This is a genomic window from Proteiniphilum sp. UBA5463, from assembly GCF_002427225.1.
Classification (GTDB): domain Bacteria; phylum Bacteroidota; class Bacteroidia; order Bacteroidales; family Dysgonomonadaceae; genus Proteiniphilum; species Proteiniphilum propionicum.
This window is the reverse complement of record NZ_DIQL01000004.1, coordinates 43,879-59,260: the sequence shown is the minus strand read 5'-3', so window position 1 is coordinate 59,260 and position 15,382 is coordinate 43,879. Positions and strand designations below refer to the sequence as shown.

Annotated in this window: 33 protein-coding genes; 24 read left to right on the top strand and 9 right to left on the bottom strand. The window is 39.5% G+C overall.

Going from position 1 to position 15,382, the window contains the following annotated elements:
- The first annotated feature begins 32 nt into the window (after positions 1 to 32).
- From B3B27_RS01180 to B3B27_RS01075, 22 genes are all read left to right on the top strand, one after another.
- Positions 33 to 881, top strand: coding sequence for a hypothetical protein (locus B3B27_RS01180; protein ID WP_286846661.1), 849 nt, complete (start codon positions 33 to 35; stop codon positions 879 to 881).
- 21 nt (positions 882 to 902) lie between these two features.
- Positions 903 to 1,376: a YopX family protein gene (locus B3B27_RS01175; protein ID WP_286846659.1), complete on the top strand. Its 474-nt coding sequence runs from the start codon at positions 903 to 905 to the stop codon at positions 1,374 to 1,376.
- On the top strand, positions 1,373 to 1,696 hold the full coding sequence (locus B3B27_RS01170) for a hypothetical protein (protein WP_286846657.1): 324 nt from the start codon (positions 1,373 to 1,375) through the stop codon (positions 1,694 to 1,696). Before B3B27_RS01175 ends, B3B27_RS01170 begins: the two co-directional genes overlap by 4 nt.
- Positions 1,697 to 1,730: 34 nt before the next feature.
- A complete protein-coding gene (locus B3B27_RS01165; RefSeq protein WP_286846655.1) occupies positions 1,731 to 1,919 on the top strand; it encodes a hypothetical protein in 189 nt (62 codons plus the stop codon).
- On the top strand, positions 1,912 to 2,103 hold the full coding sequence (locus B3B27_RS01160; RefSeq protein WP_286846653.1) for a hypothetical protein: 192 nt from the start codon (positions 1,912 to 1,914) through the stop codon (positions 2,101 to 2,103). The genes B3B27_RS01165 and B3B27_RS01160 overlap by 8 nt, the downstream gene beginning before the upstream one ends.
- 11 nt (positions 2,104 to 2,114) lie before the next feature.
- Complete coding sequence (locus B3B27_RS01155) at positions 2,115 to 2,294, top strand: hypothetical protein (RefSeq protein ID WP_286846650.1); 180 nt, start codon at positions 2,115 to 2,117, stop codon at positions 2,292 to 2,294.
- Positions 2,295 to 2,439: 145 nt separating this feature from the next.
- Positions 2,440 to 2,658, top strand: a complete 219-nt coding sequence (locus B3B27_RS01150) for a hypothetical protein (RefSeq protein ID WP_286846648.1) — start codon at positions 2,440 to 2,442, stop codon at positions 2,656 to 2,658.
- Complete coding sequence (locus tag B3B27_RS01145) at positions 2,651 to 3,199, top strand: DUF6378 domain-containing protein (protein ID WP_286846645.1); 549 nt, start codon at positions 2,651 to 2,653, stop codon at positions 3,197 to 3,199. Before B3B27_RS01150 ends, B3B27_RS01145 begins: the two co-directional genes overlap by 8 nt.
- Positions 3,196 to 3,618 (top strand): hypothetical protein, encoded by a 423-nt coding sequence (locus B3B27_RS01140; RefSeq protein ID WP_286846644.1) that lies wholly within the window; start codon positions 3,196 to 3,198, stop codon positions 3,616 to 3,618. The genes B3B27_RS01145 and B3B27_RS01140 overlap by 4 nt, the downstream gene beginning before the upstream one ends.
- Positions 3,619 to 3,641: 23 nt before the next feature.
- Positions 3,642 to 3,941 (top strand): hypothetical protein, encoded by a 300-nt coding sequence (locus B3B27_RS01135; RefSeq protein ID WP_286846642.1) that lies wholly within the window; start codon positions 3,642 to 3,644, stop codon positions 3,939 to 3,941.
- 189 nt (positions 3,942 to 4,130) lie between these two features.
- Positions 4,131 to 4,511 (top strand): recombination protein NinG, encoded by a 381-nt coding sequence (locus B3B27_RS01130; RefSeq protein ID WP_286846640.1) that lies wholly within the window; start codon positions 4,131 to 4,133, stop codon positions 4,509 to 4,511.
- A 1-nt stretch (position 4,512) separates the two neighbouring features.
- Complete coding sequence (locus tag B3B27_RS01125) at positions 4,513 to 4,767, top strand: hypothetical protein (RefSeq protein ID WP_286846639.1); 255 nt, start codon at positions 4,513 to 4,515, stop codon at positions 4,765 to 4,767.
- Positions 4,764 to 5,264, top strand: coding sequence for a hypothetical protein (locus tag B3B27_RS01120; protein WP_286846637.1), 501 nt, complete (start codon positions 4,764 to 4,766; stop codon positions 5,262 to 5,264). The genes B3B27_RS01125 and B3B27_RS01120 overlap by 4 nt, the downstream gene beginning before the upstream one ends.
- Positions 5,265 to 5,292: 28 nt before the next feature.
- Positions 5,293 to 5,742, top strand: coding sequence for a hypothetical protein (locus B3B27_RS01115; protein WP_286846636.1), 450 nt, complete (start codon positions 5,293 to 5,295; stop codon positions 5,740 to 5,742).
- Between the two features lie 5 nt (positions 5,743 to 5,747).
- Positions 5,748 to 6,023 carry a hypothetical protein gene (locus B3B27_RS01110; RefSeq protein WP_286846634.1) on the top strand — a complete coding sequence of 92 codons (276 nt, stop codon included), beginning with the start codon at positions 5,748 to 5,750 and terminating at the stop codon, positions 6,021 to 6,023.
- A gap of 23 nt (positions 6,024 to 6,046) precedes the next feature.
- Positions 6,047 to 6,256: a hypothetical protein gene (locus B3B27_RS01105; RefSeq protein WP_286846632.1), complete on the top strand. Its 210-nt coding sequence runs from the start codon at positions 6,047 to 6,049 to the stop codon at positions 6,254 to 6,256.
- On the top strand, positions 6,256 to 6,546 hold the full coding sequence (locus B3B27_RS01100; RefSeq protein ID WP_286846630.1) for a hypothetical protein: 291 nt from the start codon (positions 6,256 to 6,258) through the stop codon (positions 6,544 to 6,546). Before B3B27_RS01105 ends, B3B27_RS01100 begins: the two co-directional genes overlap by 1 nt.
- Positions 6,539 to 6,820, top strand: coding sequence for a hypothetical protein (locus B3B27_RS01095; RefSeq protein WP_286846627.1), 282 nt, complete (start codon positions 6,539 to 6,541; stop codon positions 6,818 to 6,820). Before B3B27_RS01100 ends, B3B27_RS01095 begins: the two co-directional genes overlap by 8 nt.
- A 301-nt stretch (positions 6,821 to 7,121) precedes the next feature.
- Positions 7,122 to 7,562: a hypothetical protein gene (locus B3B27_RS01090; protein WP_286846626.1), complete on the top strand. Its 441-nt coding sequence runs from the start codon at positions 7,122 to 7,124 to the stop codon at positions 7,560 to 7,562.
- Positions 7,546 to 7,995: a hypothetical protein gene (locus B3B27_RS01085; RefSeq protein WP_286846624.1), complete on the top strand. Its 450-nt coding sequence runs from the start codon at positions 7,546 to 7,548 to the stop codon at positions 7,993 to 7,995. Before B3B27_RS01090 ends, B3B27_RS01085 begins: the two co-directional genes overlap by 17 nt.
- Entirely contained in the window at positions 7,926 to 8,663 is a 738-nt protein-coding gene (locus tag B3B27_RS01080) for a helix-turn-helix domain-containing protein (protein WP_286846623.1), read from the top strand. The genes B3B27_RS01085 and B3B27_RS01080 overlap by 70 nt, the downstream gene beginning before the upstream one ends.
- A gap of 2 nt (positions 8,664 to 8,665) precedes the next feature.
- Complete coding sequence (locus B3B27_RS01075) at positions 8,666 to 8,908, top strand: hypothetical protein (RefSeq protein ID WP_286846622.1); 243 nt, start codon at positions 8,666 to 8,668, stop codon at positions 8,906 to 8,908.
- A 228-nt stretch (positions 8,909 to 9,136) separates the two neighbouring features.
- On the opposite strand, the gene B3B27_RS01070 is transcribed toward B3B27_RS01075, so the two are convergent.
- From B3B27_RS01070 to B3B27_RS01030, 9 genes are all read right to left on the bottom strand, one after another.
- A complete protein-coding gene (locus B3B27_RS01070; protein WP_286846620.1) occupies positions 9,137 to 9,316 on the bottom strand; it encodes a hypothetical protein in 180 nt (59 codons plus the stop codon).
- Positions 9,317 to 9,437: 121 nt separating this feature from the next.
- Positions 9,438 to 10,406, bottom strand: a complete 969-nt coding sequence (locus B3B27_RS01065; RefSeq protein ID WP_286846619.1) for a tyrosine-type recombinase/integrase — start codon at positions 10,404 to 10,406, stop codon at positions 9,438 to 9,440.
- 199 nt (positions 10,407 to 10,605) lie between these two features.
- Positions 10,606 to 10,833, bottom strand: coding sequence for a hypothetical protein (locus tag B3B27_RS01060; protein ID WP_286846618.1), 228 nt, complete (start codon positions 10,831 to 10,833; stop codon positions 10,606 to 10,608).
- A 57-nt stretch (positions 10,834 to 10,890) separates the two neighbouring features.
- Positions 10,891 to 11,154, bottom strand: a complete 264-nt coding sequence (locus B3B27_RS01055) for a hypothetical protein (protein WP_286846617.1) — start codon at positions 11,152 to 11,154, stop codon at positions 10,891 to 10,893.
- A gap of 596 nt (positions 11,155 to 11,750) precedes the next feature.
- The gene (locus B3B27_RS01050) at positions 11,751 to 11,975 is read right to left on the bottom strand and encodes a hypothetical protein (RefSeq protein ID WP_286846615.1); all 225 of its coding nucleotides are present in this window, start codon (positions 11,973 to 11,975) and stop codon (positions 11,751 to 11,753) included.
- A 9-nt stretch (positions 11,976 to 11,984) separates the two neighbouring features.
- On the bottom strand, positions 11,985 to 12,290 hold the full coding sequence (locus tag B3B27_RS01045) for a hypothetical protein (RefSeq protein WP_286846614.1): 306 nt from the start codon (positions 12,288 to 12,290) through the stop codon (positions 11,985 to 11,987).
- A gap of 89 nt (positions 12,291 to 12,379) precedes the next feature.
- Entirely contained in the window at positions 12,380 to 12,796 is a 417-nt protein-coding gene (locus B3B27_RS01040) for a hypothetical protein (protein ID WP_286846613.1), read from the bottom strand.
- Between the two features lie 88 nt (positions 12,797 to 12,884).
- Positions 12,885 to 13,208 carry a hypothetical protein gene (locus B3B27_RS01035; RefSeq protein WP_286846612.1) on the bottom strand — a complete coding sequence of 108 codons (324 nt, stop codon included), beginning with the start codon at positions 13,206 to 13,208 and terminating at the stop codon, positions 12,885 to 12,887.
- Between the two features lie 32 nt (positions 13,209 to 13,240).
- Positions 13,241 to 13,549 carry a hypothetical protein gene (locus B3B27_RS01030; protein WP_286846611.1) on the bottom strand — a complete coding sequence of 103 codons (309 nt, stop codon included), beginning with the start codon at positions 13,547 to 13,549 and terminating at the stop codon, positions 13,241 to 13,243.
- Positions 13,550 to 14,684: 1,135 nt separating this feature from the next.
- Here B3B27_RS01030 and B3B27_RS01025 point away from each other — a divergent pair.
- Complete coding sequence (locus B3B27_RS01025) at positions 14,685 to 15,041, top strand: hypothetical protein (protein ID WP_286846610.1); 357 nt, start codon at positions 14,685 to 14,687, stop codon at positions 15,039 to 15,041.
- A gap of 3 nt (positions 15,042 to 15,044) precedes the next feature.
- Positions 15,045 to 15,380 carry a hypothetical protein gene (locus B3B27_RS01020; protein WP_286846608.1) on the top strand — a complete coding sequence of 112 codons (336 nt, stop codon included), beginning with the start codon at positions 15,045 to 15,047 and terminating at the stop codon, positions 15,378 to 15,380.
- The last annotated feature ends 2 nt before the right edge of the window (positions 15,381 to 15,382 follow it).

Sequence of the window (15,382 nt, the reverse complement as noted above, 5' to 3'; positions counted from 1 at the left end):
GGATTTTATTGAAAACGAACTAAAAACTACTTATGATAACAGTAAATAGCGTATCAGGTGGTAAAACATCGGCTTACATTGCAGCAAATTACAAAGCTGACTATAACGTTTTTTCACTCGTAAGGACAAGCGACAAGAGTTGCTTATTTCCTGATGCTAAACTACGTCAAGAAGTGAGCGATAGGATTGGAACGGAATTTATAGGCACGTTAGAAGATGATATGATTATCTATACAATATTCGATTTAGAGCAGTTCATTGGACAAAGAATTGATTGGGTCACTGGAAAAACATTTGATGAAATAATTGATAGAGGAAACGGAAAGAAACATTTACCAAATGCAATATCACGATTTTGCACAGCAGAAATGAAAACACAGCCATTATTTGATTGGTGGAATACTAATTTTACCGAAGTGGTTGAAGTAAGAATTGGATATAGAGCAAATGAAATAAGGCGAGTTGAAAACATGAAAAAACGATTAAATAAAGATGGATTATTAACTCATAAGATGGTTATAGGTAAATCAAAAACTCAAAATAAATGGACTGAAATAGCTTGGGAAAAACCGGTATATCCTCTTGTAGAAGACAATATTTTCAAAGATAATATCGAAGAATATTGGAGAGATAAGCCGGTACGATTTGCATACATGAATAACTGTATAGGTTGTTTTCATAGAAACGAAATGTTGCTGAAATTAATGTCCGAAAAGTTTCCGAATAAATTTGATTGGTTTGCACGTCAAGAAGGGCAAGGATATAAGTCACGTACGTTTAAAATGGGTATAACGTACGACAGAATTAAAAAATATCCAATGACGCAAACATTAGATTTTGACGACTTTACAGATTGCGATAGCGGATATTGTGGAATATAACGAACTAAAAAACGAGAAGTAATGAGAGCGATTAAATTTAAAGCAAAGAAAATTAGAAATGGTGAATGGGTGTATGGTGATATGGTAATAAATACAGAAACCGATACATATAGAATATTTAGCAGTTTTGCGAATGTTGTTCACGGTGATTTCACGGATGACGGGCTGCATTATTGTTCTGGCCAACTGGATGTTGTTTATCCCGAAACAGTTTGTCAATTCACCGGACTAAAAGATAAAAACGGTGTGGATATTTACGAGGGGGATTTGTTGAGAACCCAACCGAATAATAAGTGGGAAGAACTCAATTACAGCTGTTTTGAGGTGTTTTTCCATGATGGCAATGAAAATTCAGATTACAATATCGGATATTCAATAAGTAGAATGTACAACTACGGGGCTGTTTGTGGTGGTTATGTTCCATCATTTAAGCCAAAGACGGTGTCAAATATGATTGTTATCGGCAATATTCACGATAAAAATAAACAACAATGAGCTGCACGAAAATTAAAGATGGAATCTTGTGTGTTGGCGACGATTCATTTCATTGCCCACACTGCGGAAAAGTGTACAACGATGAAAAGTACTGCGACAGGGTAGACCGAAATAAATGGGGATATACGAGAGTATATTGTGAGTGTGGAAAGCCGTTCAATTTATTTGTAGATACGTTCGGTATTTATCACGGTGTAATGACATTTAAGCAGATAATAGAAAAACATAAACAAAAGCAAGCCCTGATAGACACGATGCGGGGTGATGAAGAAATCGGGTTATATGACGATAATCCCAAAAATCACGGATATGAGCGATAACATGGTATTCACGAATGTTTAAAATATAACAGTCATGACAGTAAAACAGGCAATAAAAATCCTCAAACACGCCAACAAGTGGCGCAGGGGAGCGGAGATTGAGATGCCCGATGTGAAAGAGTTCGGGGAGGCTATAGATGTGGCAATCGTAATGATGGAGGTGGCGTTAAAAACAGACCCTGTGCTGAACAGGCATAATATAAACACTAAGAGATATGATTAGTAAAAAGATGGATGAGTTTATCGAAAAAGTTGACAGTCTTTGCTGGGAGTACGGTTATCAGATATGGCCGACTGACAAGATAAACAAAAGAAATGATGACGGTTCATGCCCTACATTCACTATTCACGGTGACGGGGAGAAGGTTAGTTTGATATATATCGACGGCGATGGTCGTGGAAAATAAAAATGATTATTATGATACAACACAAGGCGAAAAAGTGGGGAGTAGAGCAGGTAGCTGAAGAAAGAGATTTGCTCGAAGAGTTTTTGGTGACTATTGAAAGATGGGCAAAAGATGACATTACGGTTATTCATAACGTAAAAAGAGTTTGTAGTGCATGGAGGAAAGAACGGGATTCAATAAAAAAGGTATGAAAGTAATAAAAAGATTAGGTATTTTAATTTGTATTGCCGTATTGCTCGCTATGTGGGGTATAGGGATTCTGTTCGGATGGCTGTGGACCGGTAGAAATGTTATGTATAATACGTGGGTTGATAATAAACTTGAAGCCCTGACAAAATGACATTCGCAGTTGAACGCACAATAGACGGAATTAGATTCCTGAAAGACGAGGACTACATAGAAGCGGAAAGTCGGGACGAGGCGGACTTAAAACTTATGATTGGTATCTTATCTGGCAGGTTTAACCTGACTTGTAAGATAATCGGGCAGATAATCGGTGAAATTGAGATTAGCACGGATGAGATGTTGGATATAATAATAAAAAACTATGTTTAAAAAAGGTGATAGGGTGAGGCTCAGGAAAGATTTTGACCCAGAGAAGCACAGAGCAGGTGGTACATTTGTGCCCCAAATGGATAAATATATCGGAAAGACGTTTATTGTAGAAAAAATAGAGAGGGGTTCCACCTTTGAATACGCCCTGAATGATGGCTGGGCGTTTAATTTCAATTGGCTCGAATTGGCTGATGATTCGCAAACAGAAAGCGTTTGTATTGACGACGATACAAAATACTGGGCTGATTTTGCGTTAAGACACGGTATAATAAAAGGAGAAAGCATACTACAGGAGGCTGACAGGATTCTAAACGGTGAAAGGGATGCCGATTATCCAGACCCCGTGGAGAACTTCAAACATATTGCCGCCATTGCCTCCGCGATACTAAAAAAAGACCTTACAGACGAAGAATGCTGCGTCGTGATGCTTGCGGTGAAGCTGGCAAGAGAGAACTACAGGCACAAGCGGGATAATATTGTAGATGGGGTTGCGTATATGGATATACTGAGCAGAATAAAGGAAAACAATATAAAAGTATGAAAAAATATACTATAACGATAGCAGAGGTTCACCTCAGGCTTCTTAGCGAAGTTACTGAAAAGATGGCGAGAACAATTGTCGGACAACTCGATTACGGCATATTGGAAGAATGTGAGGCAGCCATTGACAGGCATTATCCAGAACTTGAGTTTGAAGACAGGCACTCGATGGTAGAATATACCAAAAACGCATTGGATGAAATTCATCAATACTGTTGGAGACAACAGGGGAATGCTCGTTATGGAGTCGGATATTCAGCAAAATCTGATATGCTGTGGGATATATACGAAGTGTTACGTCATCAGCTTTGGCAAGAGCGGAAAGATAAAAGTGTTATGACAGTGGATAGCGATAAGCCGCTTCACTGGAATAAAAAAATACCTTTAATAGAAATAGTAAAAATTAGCGACGATGAATAATATTATTAAAACCGATAATAATTATGGGGTGGGGAACAGATTTTAAAGCAAGAGTGTATATAAGCAGGAAGCATGTAGAGGACAGGTCTGATGCGGAGATGCTGCTTGCCGATGCGAGGACGGATATTGCGTATGCCGAAAAGCGGTTAATATCGCTTGTGTCGATGACACCAACACGTGAAGAGTGGGAGAGATATTCCGACATGGCGACCGGGATTATTGTGGATGTAGAGGACATACTGGGCGAATACCGTGATGCGGTGATACTGGAAACGAAGTTACAACTTTATATAGACAGTCTGGATGAACAGGTGGAGGTATGAAAACGGTGAAATGGTGTGGGAAACTCCCTTGTGTACGTACAGGATTTATCCGCTACAGGTGGAAAGCGAGATAGTGTACATCCTTGATTACTCGGACGGGTGCCACGAGGCCTTTTACGAGCGGTCGGACGCAAAGGACACGGCGGAACAGGATTATCACAACAGGGTTGTTAACATTAGGTTTTGATTATGGAAAAACTCGACAAGGTATATTCAGAATATATTAGACTTCGTGATGCAGACGACAACGGTTATATCCGGTGTTATTGCTGCGGAAGTGCTGTGTTTTGGAAACATGCGCAAAACGGGCACTATATTAACCGGAGACACATGGGGGTAAGATTTGCAGATGCAAATTGTCATAGCTGCTGTGTCAATTGCAACGTTTTTGCTTGCGGAAATCTGGAAGCCTACAAAAAACATCTTCTGTACGACTATGGAGAGACAATCTTTCCGATTCTGGAAATGCAGAAGCGCCTCATTACAAAGTTATCGGCTGATGAAATTAAAGAGATGACAAAGCATTACAAAAGGGAAGTTAAACGGTTAAAAAAGGAGAAAGGGTTATAATATGGCAGCATTTATAGTAAGACAACCCAACGGGTTGCTGTGTAGGTTTTCGACAGTTGTTGACTGTCCTACACATTGGAACATGACAGATGAAGAGTATATAGAGATGTGTGCGGAAAAAGCAAGAGAAGAGGCGAGATATGTTTTGGATAAGCACCTGCTTCCGTTCGATGAAATTAAGGAGCGATTTTATCCGGGCAATATGACAAAAAGGGAGTTTAAGAAGCTGGTTGAAGAAATGGAGAGGCAATTATGAAAATACTTGGAATTGACCCCGGCACAACTGAATCGGGATGGGTGATTTACGACACGGAAAATCACTCAATAATCGACAAGGGAATCAGCGAAAACAACGAAACAATAGAACTTATCGACACCATGGACTTTGACGTTATGGCTATTGAGATGGTGGCTTCTTACGGGAAGCCTGTTGGAAAAGAAACATTTGAGACGGTGTACTGGATAGGTCGGTTTGCTGAAAAGGCGAGAAGTTTCGGTATATCCGTTGAGAGATACTACAAAAAGACAGACATTAACCCTGCAATCTGTTTCAACTCGAATGTAAAGGATGCAATGATACGCAGGGCGCTTTTAGACATGTTCCCGAAAACAGGAGGCGGAAAAGAACCGAGTATTGGCACAAAAAAACAACCCGGTGCACTTTACGGAATAAGTTCGCACATGTTCCCGGCTTTGGCGGTTGCGCTGACACACGCTTTGAAAAACGGATTGATAGAGTATAAAACATATTGATATGGAGAAAAAAATACTTAGGGCGGTTATGGACGTTACGGGAATAACAGAGGAGCAGATGAAAAGTAGTATCGTTGGGTACGATGTATCGAGGGCGAGAGCGATGTACTACTACCTGTGTAATGAAAAGAAGCTGATACTGTCTATTGTCGGAGACATGGTTAACCGATCGGCAAATGCGGTAAGCAAAGGGGTGTCATCGTTCAGGGAACTGATAAGCAGGAACAAGAGATATGCAGACCTGCTTAACGAGGCAAAGATGGTTCTTCTGGGGCTCGGTATGGAGGAGCAGAAAGACTGGATGCACTACAACGGACAAGATTATATATATATAAGAGGCAGAAAATATTCCATACACGATGTTTCTTCAAGGTACTTCGGTGGGGGGTACATGGGGATGATCGACGACGAGTTTGTATTATATAGTGATAACAAGGAGCAGGCGGTAAGGAAACTGCTTATGCTCGTAGAAAATTAGGGATTATGAGCAAATACAAGAATGTAACCATCGAGGACATTAACGAGATTTTGGGATTTGACATTACGGAGGATACGAGAGAGACAAAAGTTGTCCGTGCGAGACAGGGGGCGTGGTTGTGCTTCTGTATTAATGACCACAGTTATACGGAAATAGGTGAGATGTTCGGGTATAACGAATCTACAGTCAGGGGAGGCGTTGACAGATTTGAAGACCTTTTGAAAGAGGGCGACAAGCTGACGGTTGAGCTATGGCAAAAACTAAAAGTGTATGAATTATAATAATTTAACAGTAAAAAAATGATATGGGAAGTAGTTTGAGCTATATATACGATAAGTATGATGAAGAAAAATGGGAAGAGAATTTGAGGTGGATAAGCAGCAAGGCTATTGAAGTCAAGGAGGAGATAGAAAAAACCAAACCCGGCTCCTGCAAATTTGATAATTTAAAATGGCTTCTTGAAAACAAGGATAAAATCCTTAGAAATAAAAAGCTGATTGATTTAATAGGTTAATGATGAATGACGAGTACAGGCTTGCCAAAGAATATGCCGCCGAGGAGTTCGACCCGACAGATGAGCGGTACTGGATAGCCGTAGGCGCATATTTGAAAGGCGTTGAGACTGGATTAAAAGGATTGAGAAAGACTGTTGACGGTGACAGGATAACACGGATAGTCTTTTTCTTTTCCGAAGAAACGATGCGGTTCGATCTTAAACATCCGATAATGGTTGCAAACAGGTTCAGCTTTCTGCATCAGTTAAGAAAGATAACAGGAATAAAAAATGTATCAATTTATGAATAAGTACGAGAGACTAAAGGAGTTGGAGGCAAAGAAGAGCAGGTATGAAAGGCTTTTCAAGGAGTGGAAAGGGTATGATTATGTTGTGCTGTGTAAGCATCCGCACAAGAAAGCGGGGTTCTTCGAGCAGAAAGAGAATACGAAGCGGGTTTCCGGCATTCCGCAGATACTTGATGTTCCGGACACGCTTAATTTGCTAACCGTGCTGAACGAGATAATCACGGAGGACTATAACGGTATTTGCAAGGAGTTTGCAGAACTTCAAAAAAACTTGTAATGAAAAGAGACGTGATATTTTGCAGTTGTGGGTCTGCCGAACACCAATTGCTTATATGGTATGATGATGAGTTTTCGGACGGGTATAGGGAGGTAGGGTTGCAACCGCACCTCGTTACTTATAAGAACTTATTTAAAAGGATATTCGTCGCAATCAGGTACATCTTTGGGTATAGGAGCAGGTATGGTCATTGGGATAGTATAATAATAGACTCAACCAATTACATGCCGTTGAAGCGGGCGGTTGAATTTATAGAAAAGAAAGATTTGTAAAATTCAAATAAAATTTGTATATTTGCAGCATGAAAGAAAGAAACGGTAAGATTACAAAAATCAAGGAGCGTTTTGGTGCGTTCGAGGTTCGGATAAGCGACGACAAGGTGGAGATAGAAGACTACACGTATAAACTGCGGAAGTTTGTGTTTAGTAACGCTACGATAGAGTATAACATGCTCCTGTCGTTTTTAAGCGACGTAGAACAAACGGAAGATGGATTGGCAAGGAAGTCAGAGGAGGCAGCCGCAGAAGACAGAAAAAGCGCAGAATTTATGGTATATCTGTTGAGTACTACCCAGCTTCTTTTCAGCAATACCAAACTCCGTGGGGAGTACATCGACAGCGTGATGAAAACTTTGGGTGATGTTCCAGTTCCAGAAAGCGACGAAACCGAGCAGGAAATACTTGACAATCTAAAATCGGAACACGAAGCAAAGGAGTTGTTGAAAGATGATACACAGGGCTAAGACAAAAACGGGAACATGGGTGAGAGGCTTTCTTGTAGGCTACTTCAAGGATGTTGAAAGAACCGAGATTGAGCGTCATCAAATCTTTGAGGGCATAGATGGTGTTTCACCCATCCCCGTAATCCCTGAAACGATATGCGAATATGTATGCAAGTCAAAGGACGGTGAGGATGCTTTCGTCGGAGACCTTATACAATTGTGGGAGGGAGAAAGACATATCCTCTGCCTGTTGCAAAAAACAGACATGGGGTACGACATCTTTCCACGCTATCAGGACGGGTCGCTCTGGAAGCTGCGGATAAAAGACGGTATTGGTAATTTTACCATTTGGGGTAACAGGTTCGACAATCCGAAAGACGTGGAGTGGCTGAACAGGAAAAACGAGTGGTTCGTTTCAAGAACAAGAGAAAAATGGCAAAACTTTTCCACCTGAAGTACGATATTAGCGCAGGTCAGATAATCTTAGACCAGTCAAAAGCCAAGATGTCTCATAACGAACTCCTTGTCTTGCCGAACAGGATAACGGAGAGACAGGGGGCTATGCTAAAGGAGAGGCTTACAGACAGGTTTCTCTATAAGGATAGAAAACCGTTCATCAGCGAGGTTGAATACGAGTTCGGGAAAATCTTCTCCGTTTGCAAGTCCTGCGGATTCGTCACCGACAGGGATAAGATAAACAAGGCGTGGGGCGGTCTGTGCCGCAAGTGCTTTAGAAAGTATCAGGAGGAAAAGAAAAAGGAGTATCAGGCAAACAAGGACTACCTGAAAAAGATTCGCAAGTTCAAGGAGTATATAAAGACAAGTCAGGGTATGGTAGATGCTGTTCCCCCGCAGGTTATAGGAAGCAATATAAGGATGGAGGTAATCCGTCAGGGCAAGACGATGCGGGAAGTGGCAAGACACCTGAATTTATCCGATAAGCAAATGTCGGTATTGTTCGACAACAAGAGACTAGACGTGGACGTATTACAGGCGATTTGCGAGTACCTGATGATGCCGATGGAGAAAGCATTAAGACAGCCGAGGGGAGTTCGTCTAAAGCGACAGGACGGTTTACCAAGGTTTTGGTTTGAGGATGATTTCAGGATGAAGAATGAATAAACATGTCTCGCAGCAGAAAGAAAGCAATATATAAAGACAGGGGACTACGGCCATATTGGAAATACGTAAGAGGCGGAATTAACAATGCGGTTCGCAGCATTTTTCACCTGATAGACAAAGAGGATTACAGTATCCCAGACCCTAAAGAGATAATCAACGACTACAATTATTCTGATTATACCCTTGACTGTGAATACAGGAGAACGGAGTTAAAGGAGTGGAGAGAAAAATTGTCGAGAAAATAGAGGGTGCGCCAAACAGTACACCCTTTTTTGTTCACTTTTTTCGGTCGTTCATTGACACTGAACCCGGTCGTTCGGTGAACACGAACCCGTTCGACCGCATTAAACCCTATACTTTTGTTTCACACATCTTGTATATCAGAAACAATCATCCACCACCACCGAATTGGCAGCAATAATAGTGTTATCGTTCATGATCAATATTCATTTTAAACATTCGTAAATACCGTGTTATAAAACAGTTTGCTTGAACAATGTCATACATTCTGTACATTCGCAATACTCACCTTCTTTTATCCATCTGTCTGAACCACATTTAGGGCAAACCGATTTTATAACAACAGGTTTACGCAATTTAGCGATTTCCTGTATTGTATCATTCCAAAATTTAACTTCCTTTTTCTTTTTCATAATCATTTGTGTTATAAATTAAACTGCGTAAATCTGCGACCGTTTGTCATGTTTGAACCGCCCACCGTATTCATAATCTATTCTTTAATCGTTCGACTTCTGTCAACCCGTTCGGGTATGGTTAACCCGCCAACTTATCCTTAATTCCCTCCACAATAGCCGCAGCATCCTCTTCCGACAATCCAAGCTGCTGCATCATCTGTATTTTCACCGCCTCGATCTTATTGGGATCGGCTTTTTTGTCCGGGTTCAGATACCGCCTTTCTCCCGTCACGTTGTCCGCAAAGGATGAAATGATATACCCCTCCGTCTGATTGGTATTCTTGTGCCCCATCATCCCGGAGATCTGTTTTATCGTGTATCCGTCAAGGTAGAGGTTGGTCGCAAAGCTCCTGCGTGCGGTGTGTGTTGACACAAACTTCCATTTCGGTAGCGTCTGCCTCTTTCCTCTGTTGTACAGCGACACCGGGGTGTTTATCCCGGACTTCTCGCATATCCTCTTTATGGCGGCACCCACCGTCGGGGCTATGCTTTGCGGCTCGTAATTGAAGTCCATCAGCTCGTCTATAAGTTTCGGAACAAGCGGATGTAATGGCATTTTAGCACTTACCTTTGTCTTTTCAGCGGTAAACCTGAGCTCGTTGCCGTAAAAGTTAGCTTCGGTGATAAGCGGGTAGTCTGTAACCCTGCATCCTGTGTATGCGCAAAGCAGAAAAGCGCATTTGGTGAACCGTTCGACCTCCGTAGAGGGTTCGTATGCCTCGATCAGTTTAAGCTCCGTAGCGGTAAGGTAAACGTGTTCTGAAGCCTCCTGTTGTATCTTCAGCACCTTTTGCACCTCCTCGTAGTTGACAGGAAAGGAGTACCCCAGTCGTTCGGCACGCCAGAACGCCTTTTTAAAATATGCCATGTACACCTTTGCGCTGTTCGGTGCTACCCTGTCAAGCGCATAATCCTTTAGCCGCTCCAGGAATTTTAATGTCACGTCCTTGTCGTTGATCTCGTCCTTGTAAGAGAGGAAGTCCTTGTAGAACGTTCCAGCCTGTGTGCTGTCCGTATCGGCAATTAGAAACTCTTTGAATGTCATCATATGTCAATTGTATCTTAAATTTTTAATCGTTCGACTTGTCCGAACCCATAATCGTTCGGCTATGCTTAACCCTATATGTTTTATAACATATGTTTTTTATTCGTTCGGGTACATAAAACCCTTATCTTTGCATCACATTTCGCATGTTTTCAACTGTGAATTGCTTTCAATATTAAGCCGGGGTTCGCTCCGGCTTTTTTCAATCCTTAAATTCTACAATTTCGTGATTTTTCAGCGTGCTCAAAACCTCTTCGGCGTTTTCTAATGTGGCATATTCCGTAACACCCGTGCATCCTGGATTATTAGCATAATGCCAGTTTTTTCTGTCAGCCGTGTTTGCGCACAACCAGCCGCCGGATTTTTTTCTTATCGAAAATGGTTTGTCCGGCCGTCTCTCTACTCTTAATACTGTAACTTCTGTTTTCATAATTTTTTGTTATTAATTGATTAATACTTTGCAAATGTAGTAAATTGTTCGACTATTTTAAACCCGTTCGGGTATTATTAACCCTTTCTCCATTTCATCCATTGTCTGAACCATCAGATACTTTTCGGATTTGTCGTAATGCGCAAACAATCCGTTTTGCTCGTCTGTGAATCCGGTATTGCTTGTTACATTCAATACGACCAGTCCGACAACCTTGCTTGCTAATACAAGTGCATGCTTGTTGGTGTTCCAGTCTTTTACCGATCCCTCGCTAAAATACACTTTCGGTGCGGTTGCTGTTTTAAGTTTAATTGCTTTCATTATTGTAGTGTTTTAATAGTTATTTAATTATTTCATAAACAAAATTACAAATAAAGTTTGCAATAAGCAAATCTTTTTAGTTAAATCTTAGTTAATTAACGTTAATCGTTCGGGTTACCTTAACCCCAAATCGTTCGACCGAAGTGAACCCCAATCGTTCGGTCGTATTGAACCCTCAGTCGTTCGACCGGTCTTAACCCTGTGCACAATCCCGGTTTTTTCGTGTACGCTTTTCATCCCGGTGCATGTTGCAAAATATACCTTGTATAGCATAGTACCATTTTTTAATAGACCTATTTTAAGCCGTTTTAAGGCACTTTTTATATTTATGGGATGTTATGTATCACTTTGCATATTAAGTAGCTTAAATAGCCCGCAAATAGCTTATATGAGTTTTATTTATATTTATGATCTATTTGTACAATTGTATGGAACAAAAAAAGTCCGACTACTTTTTACAGTAACCGGACTTCCTGAGTCTCTGAGTTTATTAAATTACATTCATTTTTTTGCACCTGGGGCAAACTATGTAAATAGTCTTTTTTGTCCGCAAAAGTGATTTAAACAGTAATTTGTTGCAATAACTGCATCTACACTCATTCATTTTTTAAAGCTGTTAATGTTACACAATCATCACCCAATTTATTAAAATCGTTTCGATACGTGAAAAACGGTTCGTCTCTTGCTGAAAAACAGCAGTAGCCTGACAAAACATCCTCAATCCTGTTAATTTCATCATCCGTGACGCTGTCAATTTCAGCGTAGAAAATGTACGGCAAATAATTTACCGGGCAAATAAATTCATAAATTTCTTTTTCCATAGCTTTAAATTATTTATCTTTCAATTCTATTATCCTATCTATTTTGCCAAAAACAACACCACGTAATTTTGTTTTGTTTGGAGCATACGCTTCGCGCCACGAACCATATTGTTTGTATAAATACTTTTTTAAATACGGCTTAAAATCATATTTATAGCCCATGAGTTTATAATAACCAAAATTTATAATGTTTTGGTTATTTGTGTAAAACCTTGTATAGGCCCTATCCAAAAAATCAATTGATAATTCAGGACGAGAATCTTGATCCACGTGATCAACAAATGGGTAACCGGTAATAATTTCTTTTGTTTTCATATCTATAAATTTAAAAAATTAATTTGTTCCCGCTAAAAATCCAATTTTTGCACTGCTTTATTTTCAAGCAATTAAAGCGGGTTAACCGGTTAAAATTCAACTTCAAAACCTTTAATTTCCCGGATGATTTTTTTAATGTTTTTGTCGGTCAACTCTATATTGTTGTTCCAATTCTTGTCAATAAATTTGCTTTTTGACAATAAACTATTTACTCCTTCAATTACCATGCAAACCATGTAGGCCTCAGGATTCTCAAACGGATTGTGTGAGTTTTCACCGAAATTGTCCCTTTCGTACTGAAAATAGTCAGCTGCCTCGTCCCACCAAAATTTTAAATACTCTTTTGCCTTGTACGTTGAATAAGTGCACGATCCGTCCACATTAATACCTTCAGTAATTGTGTATCCCAAATCACAACCGTAGCCATTTGTCCCCAAATAATTCTGCAAATGATCTTCAATAAATTCTTTGCAGTAGTCTGTAAATGTTTTTAGTTTTGCTTCCATTTTTTTTGTTTTTTAGTTGTTTTTGTTTAAAAATTGGTGCCGGATATAAACACCCTTAATCCATAGAATAATTAGTTTTTTCATGATCTTAAATGTTACCGAAAAATTCCAAAACTTTTTCCGCTATAATGTTGTTGATATTTACGAGAGAGCCGAAATAATTTTCATTGTAATCGTAAACATAGTTGCCGTTTTTTGCATCCCGGTAAATGTTTTCAATCCTTCGCAAATAGTCAACCGGGAAGGAAGAGTCTATTTTGTTAACATCCACTTCCGGTGCAAACAATTTCAGCAAATCATCCTTTGAGAAAAATCTGCCTACCTGGAATAATCCGTGCAAAAATTCCACCTGTTCATCTTCCATCCGTGCCACATAAGACAAGATCATTTTTCTTTTTTGTTCTGTTTTCATTTTGTTATGTTTAGTTGTTATATTAAAGAAACTTATTTGTAATAAAAAAACACGTCGTTCCTGTTTTTCGGTAAATCAGCATGCGTATAGGTGTGCAGCCTCAAGCTCTCACCTACCTTAACAAGTTCCGTCTTCGGTGCCTTCGTTCCTAAAAACGGGTTAAACGACGTGCCGGTAACCCTCTCTTCTGTTACGTCGTACACTTTACTTCTCTCAGTTCCTACAGTACGGCCGTTAACGGTCACTTCTGCATCAGCATAACCCCAGGTAACATTAGTCACCGTGGCGCAAAAAAGGTTTCCCTTTCTGCTTGTATAGTACAATTTATCACCTACTTTCATAGCTTTGTTTTTTAAAAGTAAATTTATTCGTCTCCGCCCGGTTAAGAAAATGTTAATTAATGTTAATTTTTTGGATCACTCCATGCACTTCTTAACACCACAAATATACAAATTAAGTTTGTGATACGCAAATTACTGCAAAATATTTACGTTAAAAATGTTTAAATTCAATTGTAAAAAACTACACAAATGTATAACAAATGTTAATTAATTCCATTTCTGTTAACAAATGTAAATAGATGGGTGGTCAGGTGAGAATGTAGGATAAATAAGATAAATATGAGGATAAATAATGGATAATGGACTGACTCTCATTTAGTTGACTCATTATTGTTCGTAGATTAACGAACAGTCTTAAATTATAGGTATAATTGAAGTTTTGAGGATGGAAGTCCACACGTAGCTACATATCGCAAACGGTTGTGGCAAAGGATTATAATGGGTGCACCCCCCCCATTAACCGGTAGTTCCAGGGCATCTATCCCCCATAAAATTTTTCCCTATTTTTCCACGATGTTCCTTTGTGTGGCTGGTAGAATTGTTGTTAACGTATGTTAATTAAGTTAACAGATGTTACTTTATGTTTATTTCTTCTTTGTTGACTATTCTGTGAAGCAGGAAGTATATTTAAATACCCACAGAACCACTTTTAAGACGATTTCAGCCACTTTCTCCAACTTTTGGAGTATATACCCGTCTTTTTACCTACAACGCCTTAGAACGGCTTAAAATGCGTTGAATTAAGAAAGACATATACAGTGGAGCGAATGAGGCTATGTCAACCATGCCGAATGAGAGGAACGGCAGCGCCGAACGCAGTGAGGTAAGAGTATTTGTTGTTTACGCTTACTTTGTTTCACCTTTAGTATTTGTAAAGTAAGCAAAGATATGATATATGATATGAGGGATTTACTTTTAAAAACAGGTCTTAAAGTGTTTATTGGTGGTGGTTTCGGGTGTTTTTGGCTGTTTACTCCATTGAGTAAACTATTTTCTACTCTATTGAGTAAAATAAATTTTACTGTATTGAGTAAAGTATTTTTTACTCCATTGAGTAAAGTTTTAACAATAAAGATTTGCATATTACAAATATTATTTGTATATTTGCCGCATTATTTGAAACAACGGTTTGTAAATGGCGAATGACGATGTAAGGGGCAAGGTAAAGTATTATTGTGTTGTCAACACTCCTGACTCTCGGCTTGTGTGGGACTCGATGACCGAGCAGCAGAAGAACGCAATGAACTTTCTTGCCGACAGGATGAACATGAGTGGTCTTGTAAACTTGAGCGGAAAGAACAGATACGACATGATGATGCGATTAAAGATAAAGGAGGGCAGGTTTTACCAGTTATTGCGGCAGCTTCGGGAGTTGAATGTTATCCGGAAATATGGCGGTGGGGATTATCTGGTCAATCCGGCATTATACTTCAAGGGAAGCGCCTCCGACATGGATAAGAAGATGGGAATTTATAACTATAAAATTGATTGAGAAATGAAAACAGAAATTACCGGGTATGATCTTTCAGGATGTCCTGAATATGAACACGGGCTTATTATTTGTGAATGCAATGACGTTGATCACTGCATAATATACAAAAAAGATGTTTCGCAGTGGGATGGAACTGAAATCAGGGAAAATCACGTATATATGAACGTGTCTCTTGCATCTCGTAATAATTTTTTCGAGAGGCTGAAACTTGCATTTCAATATCTATTCAAAAAAGAAAGGTATGGCGGCATGTATGGTGAAATAATTATTTCAAAAGACAATATTTCCGGATTAGAGGATATTGTAAATTTCATTAACGATCAAAACACTAATAAGTAGCA